This window comes from Streptomyces sp. NPDC029296, from assembly GCF_055569255.1.
The window spans coordinates 100963-114163 of the sequence record NZ_JBVHXT010000030.1 but is presented as its reverse complement, the minus strand read 5'-3'; the positions used below and the strand labels follow the sequence as shown (position 1 = coordinate 114163).

The following is a 13201-nucleotide window of genomic DNA, read 5'->3' as shown; positions in this document are numbered from 1 at the left end:
CTCCTTCTCGATCCCCGGTACGCGCCGGTTCTCACTCCCCCGGTGCGCGCCGACTCCCCTCCGCCGGCACCCGGACCGGACCACGATCGACCACATGTGAGGAGAGCGGAACATGGGCAGGGACGGTGACAAGCCGCTGCTGCTGCTGATCGGCAGCAGTTCGCGGCGCAGCCGGGAGTTCATCCTGCGATCGGTGAGCCGGCGCTACGCGCTCTGGCTGCTCCAGCCGGCCGCGGTGAGCTGGGAGGAGCCCTACGTCGTCGGCGGTACCGAGGTCGACAACACCCGTTCCGAACTCCTCGTCGAGGCCGCCCGCAGAGTGGCCGCCGAGCACGAGGTGACCGGCGTGTTCTGCTACGACGAGGGCCTGGTCACCCCGGCCGCGCACGTGGCGGAGGCGCTGGGGCTGCCGGGGAACTCCCCCGCGACCGTGGCCGCCTGCCGCGACAAGAACGCCACACGGACCGCGCTGGAGCGGGCCGGGGTCGCCCAGCCCGTCTCCATCGGCGTGCGCTCCCTGGCCGAGGCCCGCCAGGCGGCGGACAAGATCGGCTTCCCGGTCGTGCTCAAGCCGCGCGGACTGGCCGGCGGCATGGGCGTGCGCCGGGCCGACGGTCCCGGCGAGGTGGAGAGCGCCTACCTGGCGGCGACCGGCGTCTCCTACCCGGGCGTGCCCGTCTTCGAGGTGTCGGTGCTGGTCGAGGAGTACGTCGACGGGCCCGAGATCAGCGTCGACGCCGTCTTCTTCGAGGGCGAGGGCTCCCCGCTGGCGGTGGCCCGCAAGCAGGTCGGGCTCGCGCCCTTCTTCGAGGAGACCGGGCACGAGGTCGACGCGGCCGACCCGCTGCTGTCCGACCCGCAGCTCGTCGAGGCGCTGCGGGCCAGCCACGCCGCGCTGGGCTTCCACACCGGGGTCAGCCACACCGAGTTCCGGCTCACCGCCGACGGCCCGCGCCTGATGGAGGTCAACGCCCGCCTCGGCGGCGACATGATCCCCTACCTCGGCGAGCTGGCCACCGGCGTCGACATCGCGATGGCGGCGGCCGACGTCGCGGCGGGCCGGCGCCCCGAGACCACGCCGACCCGGCGGCGGGCCGCGGCGATCACGTTCCTGTACCCCGAGCGGGACACCGAGATCGAGTCGGTGACCGTCCACGAGGACCGCTTCCCGGCCGGGATCCACGGCGCCGACCCCATGGCCGACCCGGGGGCCGTGCTGCGGCTGCCGCCGCGCGGTTACATCTCCCGGTACGCCCGGGTCATCGCCCTCGCCGACGCGATGGAGCAGGCACGGGCGGCCCTGCTGAAGGCACCGGAGATCGTGGAACTCGCGGGCCGCCCGGTGGAGGAGCCGCCCCGATGACGACCGGACAGACGTCCGCCGGGCCGGGCGGGGCGGGACGGCCGTCGGTCCTGGAGACCCTGCGGGGGATCCCGGGCCCCATCTGGCTCGTGCTCGTCGGCATGCTGGTCAACCGGCTCGGCAACTTCCTCCAGATCTACCTGGTGCTCTATCTGACCGCCAAGGGGTTCTCCGCGACCGAGGCCGGGTTCGCGCTCGGCGCCTACGGCGTGGGCTCGGTGGTCGGCGTGCTGATGGGCGGCGCGGCCTCCGACCGCATCGGCTACGCGTGGACCATCGTCGGGTCCATGGCGCTCGCCGGACTGGGCACGCTGAGCCTGCCCCACCTCGGCAGCCTGCCCCTGGTGATCGCGGTCGCCGCGGTCATCGGCCTGCTGGCGCAGATGTACCGGCCGGCCTCCTCGGCCCTGCTGGTGGAGCGCACCCCCGAGAGCCACCACGTGATGGTGTTCGCCGTCTACCGCATGGCGTTCAACCTCGGCACCACGGTGGGCCCGCTGCTCGGCGCGCTGCTCATCAGCCACTCGTACAACCTGATCTTCTATCTGGAGGCGGGGGCGCAGCTCGGCTTCGCCGCGTTCGCCCTGGTCCTGGCGCGCTCCGGGGGCATGGCCAAGCAGGCCGAGCGGCACGCCGACGCCCCGGCCCGGTCGTACACCGCCGTGCTGCGGGACACCCGGTACGTGCTGTTCCTGCTGGCGCTCTTCCTCAACGCCGTCGTCTACATCCAGCACACCTCCGCGCTGCCGCTCCAGATCAAGGCCGACGGACACAGCGTGGCGTTCTACTCCAGCCTGCTGTCGCTGAACGCCGTCATGGTCATCTGCCTGGAGCTGCTGTTCACCAAGTACGTGCAGCACCTGCCCGGCAAGCTCGCCGTGGCGCTCGGCGTCGGCCTGGTCGGCGTCGGGATGAACCTGTACGTGGCCGGGCCCGGCATGGCCATGTACGTCGTGGCGACCGTGGTGTGGACGGCCGGCGAGATGATCGGCACGCCGACCGCCTCGGCCTGGCCGGGCAAGGTCGCCCCCGAGCACCTGCGGGGCCGCTACATCGCCGCCGCCGCCTTCCCCATGCAGATCGGCTACGCGGTCGGCCCCGTGCTCGGCGTCGCCGCCTGGCAGCTGTCGCACGCGTCCGTGTGGTGGCTGTCCGGGCTGCTGACCGTGGGTGCCGTGGCGGCGGCCCTGGCCGGCATGAGCGAGCGCCGCGCGGATCCCGGTGCCGACCCCGCCCCGGCCGGCGAGGAGCCGGCCGGGCGCGGCGGACCGGTCGCCGCCGACACTCCCTGACCCGCCCCCACCGCACCCCCTGGATTCGGAAGCGAGCGAGCTGCGCATGGCCTACGCAGAAGGCATAGAGAAGTTCGTGGAGACGGTCAACGGCGCGTTGCCGCCGGACTTCTACACCTACCCCGTCGAACGGCAGCGGGTCCTGTACGACGCGCTGACCGAGGTCCTCCCCATCCCCGTGCCCGAGGGCGTCCGGCACCGGGACGCCACCGTGGAGCACGAGGGCCGCACGGCCCGGATCCGCGTCTACGAACCGGCCGCACGCACCGGCGACGCCGTGCTGTTCTACATCCGCGGCGGCGGCTTCGTCATCGGCTCGCTGCACAGCCACCACAGCCTGGTCGCCGAACTGGCCGACCGCACCGGCCTGGTGACGGTCGCGCTGGACTTCGGCATGGCCCCGGAGAACCCGTTCCCCGGCCCGCTGGAGGACTGCTACGCCGGACTGTGCGGCACCCTCGCCGCCCTGCCCGCGCTGGGCCTCGGCGACCTCGACCCGGACGGCGCGGTGATCTGCGGGGAGAGTTCGGGGGCCAACATGGCGGTGGTGCTGTCGATGATCGCCCGCGACCGCGGCGGCCCCCGGCTGCGCGGCCAGGCGGTGATCAGCCCGGTGCTGGACTTCACCCGCTGGCGCGACGGCGGCGAGGACGCGCCCCTGCTGTCCGGCGGCGAGATGGAGTTCTACACCGCCTGCTACTGCCCGAAGCCGGAACAGGCCGCGGACCCCTACGTCTCGCCGCTGCTCGGCGGGGCCTTCCACGACCTGCCGCCGGCCTACGTCGTCGGCTGCGCGATGGACTCCCTGTGCGTGGACGCGGAGAAGTACACCGCCCTGCTCAAGGAGCACGGCACGCCGGTCGCCTATGTGCGCGAGGAGGGCATGGTGCACGCCCCGGTGCGCGCCCGGCGGGTCAGCGAGCCCGCGGCGGACTTCTTCGCCCGCTACTGCGCCGCCGTCGCGGCGCTCGCCCGGAAGGAAACCGTCGATGGCGGGCGCTGACCCGCGCACCGGACCGGGGAACGGCCCCTGCGTCGTCGTCGACCCCTACTCCTCCGGTGCCCTCTTCGCCGACGCCCTGCGCGAGCGGGGCGTCCCGGTCGCGGCGGTGGTCAGCAGCGCCCGCCCGCCCGAGGCGTTCGCCTCCTCCTACCGGCCCGCGGACTTCCCCGGCGTCATCACCTACGACGGCGACCTGGACGAGGTCGTGGAGCGGGTGCGGGCGCTGGACCCGCGCTGCGTCATCGCCGGCTGCGAGTCCGGCGTGGAACTGGCCGAACGGCTCTCCCCCCGGGTACTGCCCGCCCTGAGCAACGTACCCGCCCTGGCCGGGGCCCGCCGGGACAAGAGCCGGATGGCCGACGCCGTGCGGGCCGCCGGGCTGCCGGTCATCCCGCAGCTGTGCACCGCCGACGTCGAGGAGGCGGCCGCCTGGCTGGAGAGCGAGGGCCTGGCCGGGGCCGACCTCGTGATCAAGCCGCCCAAGAGCGCCAGCACCGACGGCGTGACCAAAGTGCCGGGCGGGGCGGACTGGCGGGCCGTGTTCGAGCGGCAGATCGGCCGGGTGAACCAGTTCGGCGAGGTGGACGACCGGCTCATCGTGCAGAAGTTCGTCACCGGCACCGAGTACGTGGTGGACACCTTCAGCCACGACGGCAAGCACTCCCTGGTGGACGTGTGCGCCTACGGCAAGGTCGACAACGGCCCGCACATGGCCGTCTACGACACCATGCGCTGGCTGCCCCCGGACGACCCGGCCGTAACCGTCCTGGCGGAGTACGTCTTCGGCGTCCTGGACGCGGTGGGCATCCGCTTCGGCTCCGCCCACGTCGAGGTGATGGGCACCGCCGACGGCCCGCTGCTCATCGAGCTGGGCGCCCGCCCGCACGGCGGCGGCCAGCCGCGGTTCAACCGCAACGCCACCGGCGACAGCCAGATCGACCGGACGGTGCGCTGGCTCACCGGCGGCGAACTGCCGCAGAGCTACGAACTGCTGACCCACCAGATGTGCGTCTTCCACATGGCCCGCCGCTCCGGGACGGTGCGCGGCACCGCCGTCCTGGACGAGATCCGGACCTTGCCGAGCCACCACTTCTCGGTGCGGAACCTGTCCGACGGCGACCGGGTCCCCGTCACCAAGGACCTGGTCGACAGCCTCAACTTCGGGTTCGTGATCCTCGCCCACCCGGACGCGGAGCAGATCGAGCGGGACTACCGGGCCGTGCGCGCCCTGGAGCAGCGGCTGGCCATCACGGAGCCATGATCCACGCGCTCGCCTTCCTGACGAGTTCCCTGGTGGTGATCATGGCGCCGGGCCCCGACCTGGCCCTGATCACCCGCCTGGTGCTCACCGGCTCCCCGCGCACCGCGACTCCCGCCGCGCTCGGCATGATCACGGCGGGAGCCCTCCAGGCGGCCCTGGGCGCCCTCGGCCTGAGCGCGCTGCTCGCCGCCCGCCCCGATCTGTTCGCCGCCTTCCGCTGGGCGGGCGCCGCCGTCCTGCTCGTCTGGGGCTACCGGGCGCTGCGGGCGGCCCTCACCGCACCGGCCGCCACGGCGTCCGGCACGGCGGCGCGGGCGGGTGAGACCCCGCACGGCAGGGGGCGGGCCTTCGCGCTGGGGCTGCTGTGCACCGGCTCCAACCCCAAGGTCGGCATCTTCCTGATGGCGTTCCTGCCCCAGTTCGTGCCGGCCGGCGTGCACCCGGCCACCGGGGTGGCGGTCCTGGCCTGCTGTTACCTGGCCCTCGTCCTGGCCTGGCTGCTGGCGTGGACCAGGCTGGTGCACCGGCTGTCCCGGCACCTGCACTCGGCGCGGGCCCAGCGTCTGGCCAACGGGCTGACCGCCGTCGTCTTCGGCGTCTTCGCGGTGCGTCTGGCCGTGGGCGGATGAGCACGCCCGGCGGCCGGACCGGTGCCGGACCCCCGGCCCACCGCTCAGGCCGTCCGGACCGGCTCCGCCCCCTCCCGGCCGTGCAGCGCCCTGGCGTACCGCAGCAGCGGGGCGGGCACGTCGAACCGGCCGAGCGCGTGCTCGCGCACCATGCTCGCGTCGGCCAGCCGGCACAGGGCCCACCGGGCGTCGCCCGGTGTCAGGCCGGACAGCTCCGCCATGGTGTACGCGGTGACGTCGGTGCCCCTGGTCCGGCCGAGCAGCCGGAACACCCGGCGGGCCGGCTCGGGCAGCGCGGTGTAGGACGGCTCGAAGGCCCCCTGGACCGAGCACAGCAGGCTGTCCCGTGCGTCGGAGGGCTGCCGGAACAGCCCTTCGGCCTGCAACTCCGCGTAGTACTGGGCGATGCCGAGACCGGGGTGCTGCACCAGCCGTGTCGACAGGATCCGCAGTACCAGCGGCAGACCGCCGCAGTACTTGCCCAGCGCCAGGGCGGCCAGGGGTTCCCGGCCGACGCGTTCCGGCCCCAGCAGCCGGCCGAGCAGCGCCAGCGCCTCGTCGTCGTCCAGCCCGTCGACGGCGACCCGCTGGACGCCCTCCCGGGCCGTCAGGTCGGGCAGGGTGTTGCGGCTGGTGACGAGCACGGCGCAGCCCGCGTCCCCGGGGATCAGGGGCCGGATCTGGTCCTCGTCCCACGCGTCGTCGAGCACGACCAGGACGCGCCGGCCGGACAGCCGGGTGCGGTAGAGGCTCGTCGCCTCGCCGAGGGTGCCGGGGATCCGGTCCCCGGGAACGCCGAGGGCCCGCAGGAACGAGGCCATCGCCTCCAGGGTGTCCGGGGGGCGCTGCCGGGCGTGGCCGTGCAGGTCGGCGTAGAGCTGGCCGTCCGGGAAGCGGCCGAGCACCCGGTGCGCCCAGCGCAGCGCGATCGCCGACTTGCCCACCCCGGGCGGCCCGGTGATCAGCGCCGCCGGGACCTGACCGTCCCGCTCACCGGGGGCTAGGAGCAACCGGTCCAGCTCCCGGAGCTGGGCGGTGCGCCCCACGAAGTGACGATTCAGCCCCGGGAGTTGGGACGGCCGGACCTCGGACTGCCCGGGCGGGGCCGGCGGCGCGGTCTCCCGGCGGACCGGCGCCGGCCGCCGGGGCGGCGCCTCGCCCGCAGGACCGGTCAACTGCTGTTGCAGGACCTGCACATGGGCCTCGCGCAGCTCCAGGCCGGGCTGGAGGCCGAGTTCGGCGTCGAGGCGCCGGCCGACCTCGGCGAACACCCGCAGCGCCTCGGACTGTTCGCCGCAGCAGGCCAGCGCCAGCATCAGCCGGGCCTGGAGCCGCTCGTTCAGCGGCTCGTCCTCCGCGGCGATGTACAGCGCGGGCACCACCAGCTCCGGCTGCCCGAACCGCAGCGCGAGGTCCGCGTACAGCAGCAGGTTCTCGGTCCGCTGCCGGGTCGCGGCCGTGGCCGCCGGGTGCAGCGCCAGCTGGGGTTCCTCGGTCAGGATCGGGCCGCGCCAGCAGTGGTGGGCCCGGCTCGCGAACTCGTAGGCGGCCGTGGGGTCGCCGTCGGCGTGGGACCGCCGCGCCATGTCCGCCAGGTCCTGGAAGCGGGTCAGGTCCACCTGGTCGCGCCCGAGCGACAGCGCGTAGCCGACGGGGGTGCGGATCAGGGACGTGGACACCTGGTCCGCCGGGCCGGAACCGGGGGAGCGCAGCAGCCCGCGCGCCTGGCTCACATAGGTGTGGATCAGGTTCTGGTACGAGCGGGGCGGCTCCTTCGGCCAGAGTGTACGGCCTATTTCGTCCAGGCTGGCGGACTCCGGATGACACAGCGCCAACAGGGACAATAACCTCCGCAGCTTGCAGGCGCGCACTTCGGTCACCGCACCGCCGCGGTCGATGGTGAGGGCGCCGAGAATACCGATACGCAGGCCCGATTCGCCCTGGGCCAGGGGTTTCCGGCTCCGTGACACGGAATGCCGGATGTCGTCGACCTCGAGCCCGAGGACGCCGGCCAGCCGCCGCAGGGTGCGGGCCTGGGGCTGTTCCACCCGGCCGCTCTCGATGTCGCGCAGGGCCCGCACGCTGATCCCGGCCAGTTCGGCGAACTCCCGCTGGGTCAGGCCCGTCCGCTCCCGGAACGTCCGGACCTGGATGCGGAAGGGAAGCGATGGCCTCGGGTGGATCGGACGGTCTGTGACGATTCCGGTGCTGCGAAGGTCCGGCATGCCCCCCCCGGTGCCGAGTGGTGATTCAGCCCCCTGGCAGTGCTCGATTGCAGGCGATCGTAAGTCGAATGGCCCGGTGGCGCAATTTACGCGGCGTGAACTCCGAATAGCGCCACCGCATATTCCCTGTGGCGCAAAACTATGCACGGAAGTCGTTGACCGAAAAGCGCTGTTGACAGGTGCGGGCCGGGCGGGATGCGAAGGGGCACGGACGAGGGACGGAACTCCGGCCCGCCGGCCCCCGCCCACCGGCCCCGGCCGACCGTGCCGGAGGGCCGGTTTCCGTCATCCTGGTGGTGTGCGGGGGCGGCCGGATCCGGGGTGCCGGGGCCGGTTGGGGTCTGTCCGGCCGGTGGCACGGTCCCTACCGTGGGGGGAACCCGCGCGCCGACCGGTTCCGGGAAGGAGAACGGCCGTATGACATCCACCCCCAGGGCCGCAGGCGGTTCGCCGGGCGACCCCGCCCCGTCCCGGCCGACGGCCACCGCCACCGCCGGGCCGGCCCTGCTCGAGGAGGCGTGCCGGCTGGCCCCCGGGGCGGTCGCCCTGCGCCGCGCCCTGCACCGGGGCCCCGAGCTGGGCCTCGACCTGCCGGCCACCCAGCGCCTGGTCCTGGACGCGCTCGACGGCCTCGGCCTGGACATCCGCGCCGGGCGCGCCCTGTCCTCCGTGACCGCGACCCTCACCGGGGCGGACGACGGCCCGGCGATCCTGCTGCGCGCCGACATGGACGCGCTGCCGGTCACCGAGGCCACCGGGCTGCCGTTCGCCTCGCGCGGCGCCGGGCTGATGCACGCCTGCGGGCACGACGCCCACATGGCGATGCTCGTAGGGGCGGCGCGGCTGCTCGCCGGGCGGCGCGACACCCTTCCCGGGCGCGTGGTGTTCATGTTCCAGCCCGGCGAGGAAGGTCACCACGGAGCCCGCCTGATGATCGAGGAAGGGGTGCTGGAGGCGGCCGGGAGCCGGGTCGGCGCCGCCTTCGCCCTGCATGTGCACCCCAATCTGCCGGCCGGCGCGGTGCGGCTGCGGCCGGGACCCCAGATGGCGGCCTCCGACCTGTTCCGCGTCGTGGTCCGGGGGCGCGGCGGGCACGCCTCGGCGCCGCACACCGCCTGCGACCCGGTGCCGGTGGCCTGCGAGATCGTGCTCGCCCTGCAGACCGCCGTCACCCGGGGCGTGGCCGCCGACGACAGCGCCGTGCTCAGCGTGACCCGGCTGACCTCGGGCACCGCGACCGGTGTCATCCCCGACACCGCCGAACTCTCCGGCACCCTGCGCACGCTCACCGAGCCGACCCGGAGCCGCCTGCACGAGGCCGTCGCCCGGGTCGCCCACGGGGTGGCCGCCGCGCACGGCGCCACGGCGGAGGCGACCGTCGTCCCCGGCTACCCGGTCACCGCCAACGACCCCGGCTTCACCGCCCTGGCCCACCGGGCCGCCGCCGACGCGCTCGGCACCGGCGCGGTGGACGTCCTGCCCGCCCCGCAGATGACGGCGGAGGACTTCTCCTACGTGCTGCGGGCCGTCCCCGGCGCCCTGGCCTTCCTCGGCGCCTGCCCGCCGGACCTGGCCCCGCACGAGGCCCCGGCGCTGCACTCGCCCCGCATGACCGTCGACGAGGGCGTGATCGCCACCGGCATCGCCTGCCACGCCGCGGTGGCCCTCGCCTTCCTGGCCGGCCGCGGACGCGCGTCCCGCTGACTCCGGAGCGGGACGGCTGGGGGAGGGGCGGCGGGGTGTGCTCCGTGTACTCCCGGGAGGTCAACGCCCGCTGCCCGGCGGGCGGAGCGCGCGTAACGATGCCATGAAGTGTGCCCGTCCAGGCGTGAACAGGTCAGGTCCTGGGCACGGACCCTCTACCGGTGTGCCGGACCGGTCGATGCCGGCAGGAGGAGGGCGTCATGGACCGTCGCATCCGGGTACGTGTCAGCCGGCGGCCCGCCGCCCCGCGCGGGCAGGAGATCGACCGGAGGACTCCCTCGGGGCGCGTGCTGCCGTACTGAACCGGCGTACCGCGGCGGCCAGCGCGGACCCCAGCGGCTCCGGCGGCGGCGTGCCGTCCGGCGCCGCGCTCGCCGTGACCGCCGCCGCGACCTGCCGCAGCTTGGTGTTGGTCCGCTGGGACGCCTCCCGCAGGATCTCCCACGCCTGCTCCGCGGTGCAGGCGTGGGCCGCCATCAGGACGCCCCGGGCCTGGTCGATGACCGGACGGGAGTCGATCGCGTGACGCAGCTGCGCTATCTCCAGGCGCAGCACGTCCAGTTGCTCGGCGCGCTCCCGGGCCACCGCCGAGGCCGCGCCGCCGGGGCGGGCGGCGGGGGGACCGCCGCCGAGCGGGTCCACGGGGTCCAGGCCCATCAGCTCCAGCACCCGGCGCGGCTGCCCGCGCCAGCCGGTGGCACCGACCGGCACGTGGTGCCGGCGGCCGTACTCGCTCAGGGCACGCAGGGCCGTGAGCCCCGCCGTGTCCAGGAAGACCACCTCGCCGGCGTCCAGCTCGACCCGCGAGACCCCCGGCGGCAACGCGGCCAGGGCCTCGGCGAGGGCGTCGGCGCAGCCCTGGACCAGCTCGCCGCGGGCCCGGAGCAGGGCCCGGTCGCCCTCCGCCCGGACGCCGACGGTCAGGGGTGCCGGCCGCCCGCCGTGGGGTGCGCGCGCCGCTGTGGTCATGTCTCCCCTCCCGGGCCGCTCGGTCCTCCGTGATTCCCCGCCTGCCCCCCGCGCCGCGCCCTACACCCGCCGCGCGGGCCCGGCCCCCGTCCCCGCCTGCGCCCGTGCGGCACGAACGGTGGGCGCCGGGCGGGGAGCGGAGGGCGCATACTGGGCAGCTGTGTATCTGTGCGACTGGGAGATGGCATGAGCGCGGCCGAGCCGGTCCGATTGCCGCAAGCCGCCGCCGTTCCCGAACAGGCGGCGCCGCGGCTCGACGTGTACCCGCTGACCGGGCGGAGCGGATTCCGTGCGGTGGGTGAGGTGATCCTGCCCACGCGTGACATATGGGAGCGCGCGCTGGAGCGGGTCGTGCGCGAGGCCGAGGACGTCGGGGGCGAGGACGTGTATTACTTGGAGCTATCCGCGGTGACCTTCGTCGATGTGGCGGGAGCCGGCGTGCTGGCGGACACCGCCCGGAGCCTGGACGGGCGGCGCCGGCTGGTGCTCGACCGGCCGCCGGACACGCTGCCGCGGATGCTGGGGCTGCTGTGGCCCGGCCTTCCCGGGATCGAGGTGTCGGCGTCATGACCACGGTGAGCGAATCCGCGGAGCCGTTCGTGCACCCGGCGCTGTTCTACGGCGACACGGACCAGTACCTGTCCGGCACCGTCCCCTTCGTCCGCGAGGGCCTCGCGGCGGGCGATCCGGTCGCGGTCGCCGTACCGACGGAGAACCTGCGGCTGATCCAGGACGCGCTGGGCGCCGACGGCGACGGCGTGCGGTTCCTGGACATGCGCGAGGCCGGACGCAACCCCGGCCGGATCATCCCCGGCGTGCTGCGCGCCTTCGCCGACCGGCAGCCCCCCGGCCGGCGGGTCCGGATCATCGGCGAGCCGATCTGGGCGGGCCGCAGCGCCGACGAGTACCCGGCCTGCGCCCAGCACGAGGCGCTGATCAACGCGGCGTTCCGGGGCCGCGAGGTCACCATCCTGTGCCCCTACGACACCTCCCGGCTGGACGAGCGGGTGCTCGCCGACGCCCACGCCACCCACCCGGTCGTCATCCCGGGCGGCTCGGCCGACGGGCTGACCAGCCCGGAGTACGACCCCGACGGTGTCGTCGCCCGCTACAACCTGCCGCTGCCGCCCGCCCCCGGCGCCGGTTCCGAGGTGCTCGCCACCGCCTTCACCGAGGACTCCCTCTCCGCGGTCCGGCACCTGGCCACCGGCCACGGTGCCCGGCTCGGCCTGGCGGGGACGGCGCTGGAGAACCTGGCGCTGATCACCGCCGAGCTGACCACGAACAGCGTGGTGCACGGCGGTGGCACGGGCACGCTGACGGTGTGGGCGGAGCACGGGCACGTGCTGTGCGAGGTCCGCGACAAGGGCCGCCTGGCCGACCCGCTGGCCGGCCGCCGCCCCGCCGCCCGCGACCAGCGCGGCGGACGCGGACTGCTGCTGGTCAACCTGCTGTCCGACCTCGTACGCGTGCGCACCGGGCCGGAGGGCACCACCATCCGCTGCTACCTGGGCCGCTGAGCCTCGGGACCCGGCGCCGGCCTCCGGGGCGGCCCCGCGCGAAAGCGCGGGGCGCCCCCGGCCCGGAGTGCCGGCGGCCGGACGGCGGCGTGCCGTTCGTCAGGCGGCCAGCGGGTCCAGCTGGAGCGGCTCGATCCGCCCCTCCAGCATCGCGCCGAGCCCCTGTGCCACGCACACGTCCGGGCGTTCGGCGATGTGCACCGGCATCCTCGTGGCCCGGCGCAGCATCTGGTCGAAGCCGGGCAGCAGGGCCGAGCCGCCGACCATCACTATCCCGCGGTCGGCGAGGTCGGCCACCAGGTCGGGCGGGCAGTCGCGCAGCACCTTCCCGATGCCGTCCAGGACGGCCGTCAGCGGGGTCTGGATCGCGTCGCGCACGGCCGCCGTGTCCACCCGTACGCTGCGGGCGAGCCCCGTGGCCACGTCCCGGCCGTGGATCTCGGCCGACTCCGGGCCCCCGGAGGTGAGGCCGTTGCCGGACAGGGCCAGGTGCAGCGGCCGTACCGACTGGGTGGGCAGCATCAGTTCGTGCCGGTGCCGCAGGTGCTGCACGATCGCGTGGTCCACGGCCTCGCCGCCCACCGGGATCCGCTCGGCGGCGACGATGGAGCCCAGCGAGAGCACCGCGACCTGGGTCGCCGCCGCCCCGCACACCATCACCATGGTGGCCTCCGGCCGCTCCACCGGCAGCCCGCACCCCACCGCGGCGGCGATCAGCGTGTCCACCAGCTCCACCCGGCGCGCCCCCAGCCCGGCCAGCGTCTCGACGGTCGCCCGCTGCGCCAGCGGGTCGGCGTCGTGCGGGGCGCAGGCCGCCGCCCGCAGCCGGGGCTTGCGGCGCAGCATGCGGCGCATCTTGTCGCCCAGCAGATGCCGCAGCATGCGCTGGGCCATCTCGATGTCCACCACCGTGCCGCCGGAGACGGGCCGTACGACCTTGATGTAGTCGGGGGTGCGGCCCGTCATCCGCTCCGCGAACTCGCCCACGGCGATGAGCGCGCCGCTGCGGGTGTTCACGGCGGCGGCCGAGGGCTGGTCCACGACCAGACCGGCGCCCTTCACGTACACCCGGGTACGCGCCGCGCCCAGGTCGACGGCGAAGTGGCAGCGGCGCAACTGCTCCAGGCTGACGGTCACGGCGGATCCTCCCGAGTGCACGGACCTTGGGGCGCCCGGCCGACCGCCGGGCCCACTGGCATCCTGACGCGCCGCCGGGAGCGGGCGCCCGCTGGGCG

11 protein-coding genes are annotated in these 13201 nt (G+C 74.9%); 8 read left to right on the top strand and 3 right to left on the bottom strand.

The features are described 5' to 3' along the window. Positions 1-112: 112 nt before the first annotated feature. From ACZ4W9_RS25540 to ACZ4W9_RS25520, 5 genes are read left to right on the top strand one after another with little or no spacing between them, the layout of a single operon-like run. Positions 113-1363: an ATP-grasp domain-containing protein gene (locus tag ACZ4W9_RS25540; protein WP_467939646.1), complete on the top strand. Its 1251-nt coding sequence runs from the start codon at positions 113-115 to the stop codon at positions 1361-1363. Further along, the gene (locus ACZ4W9_RS25535) at positions 1360-2655 is read left to right on the top strand and encodes an MFS transporter (RefSeq protein ID WP_467939644.1); all 1296 of its coding nucleotides are present in this window, start codon (positions 1360-1362) and stop codon (positions 2653-2655) included. Before ACZ4W9_RS25540 ends, ACZ4W9_RS25535 begins: the two co-directional genes overlap by 4 nt. A gap of 46 nt (positions 2656-2701) precedes the next feature. Further along, a complete protein-coding gene (locus ACZ4W9_RS25530; protein WP_467939642.1) occupies positions 2702-3658 on the top strand; it encodes an alpha/beta hydrolase in 957 nt (318 codons plus the stop codon). Next, positions 3645-4919 carry an ATP-grasp domain-containing protein gene (locus ACZ4W9_RS25525; protein ID WP_467939640.1) on the top strand — a complete coding sequence of 425 codons (1275 nt, stop codon included), beginning with the start codon at positions 3645-3647 and terminating at the stop codon, positions 4917-4919. Before ACZ4W9_RS25530 ends, ACZ4W9_RS25525 begins: the two co-directional genes overlap by 14 nt. After that, positions 4916-5548 (top strand): LysE family translocator, encoded by a 633-nt coding sequence (locus tag ACZ4W9_RS25520; RefSeq protein ID WP_467939638.1) that lies wholly within the window; start codon positions 4916-4918, stop codon positions 5546-5548. The genes ACZ4W9_RS25525 and ACZ4W9_RS25520 overlap by 4 nt, the downstream gene beginning before the upstream one ends. A 44-nt stretch (positions 5549-5592) precedes the next feature. Here the strand turns inward: ACZ4W9_RS25520 and ACZ4W9_RS25515 are convergent, their stop codons facing one another. After that, on the bottom strand, positions 5593-7773 hold the full coding sequence (locus tag ACZ4W9_RS25515) for a BTAD domain-containing putative transcriptional regulator (RefSeq protein WP_467939636.1): 2181 nt from the start codon (positions 7771-7773) through the stop codon (positions 5593-5595). A gap of 417 nt (positions 7774-8190) precedes the next feature. Here ACZ4W9_RS25515 and ACZ4W9_RS25510 point away from each other — a divergent pair, with 417 nt between their 5' ends. Next, positions 8191-9477 carry a M20 metallopeptidase family protein gene (locus ACZ4W9_RS25510; protein ID WP_467939634.1) on the top strand — a complete coding sequence of 429 codons (1287 nt, stop codon included), beginning with the start codon at positions 8191-8193 and terminating at the stop codon, positions 9475-9477. A 225-nt stretch (positions 9478-9702) separates the two neighbouring features. Here the strand turns inward: ACZ4W9_RS25510 and ACZ4W9_RS25505 are convergent, their stop codons facing one another. Beyond that, entirely contained in the window at positions 9703-10446 is a 744-nt protein-coding gene (locus ACZ4W9_RS25505; RefSeq protein ID WP_467939632.1) for an ANTAR domain-containing response regulator, read from the bottom strand. 186 nt (positions 10447-10632) lie between these two features. On the opposite strand from ACZ4W9_RS25505, the gene ACZ4W9_RS25500 reads away from it, so the two are divergent. Together ACZ4W9_RS25500 and ACZ4W9_RS25495 are read left to right on the top strand one after the other, a co-directional pair. Next, positions 10633-11016: an STAS domain-containing protein gene (locus ACZ4W9_RS25500; protein WP_467939630.1), complete on the top strand. Its 384-nt coding sequence runs from the start codon at positions 10633-10635 to the stop codon at positions 11014-11016. Further along, on the top strand, positions 11013-11966 hold the full coding sequence (locus tag ACZ4W9_RS25495; RefSeq protein ID WP_467939628.1) for an anti-sigma factor RsbA family regulatory protein: 954 nt from the start codon (positions 11013-11015) through the stop codon (positions 11964-11966). Before ACZ4W9_RS25500 ends, ACZ4W9_RS25495 begins: the two co-directional genes overlap by 4 nt. Before the next feature lie 99 nt (positions 11967-12065). Here ACZ4W9_RS25495 and ACZ4W9_RS25490 read toward each other — a convergent pair whose 3' ends face one another. Then, positions 12066-13103, bottom strand: coding sequence for a rod shape-determining protein (locus ACZ4W9_RS25490; protein WP_467939626.1), 1038 nt, complete (start codon positions 13101-13103; stop codon positions 12066-12068). Positions 13104-13201: the final 98 nt, after the last annotated feature.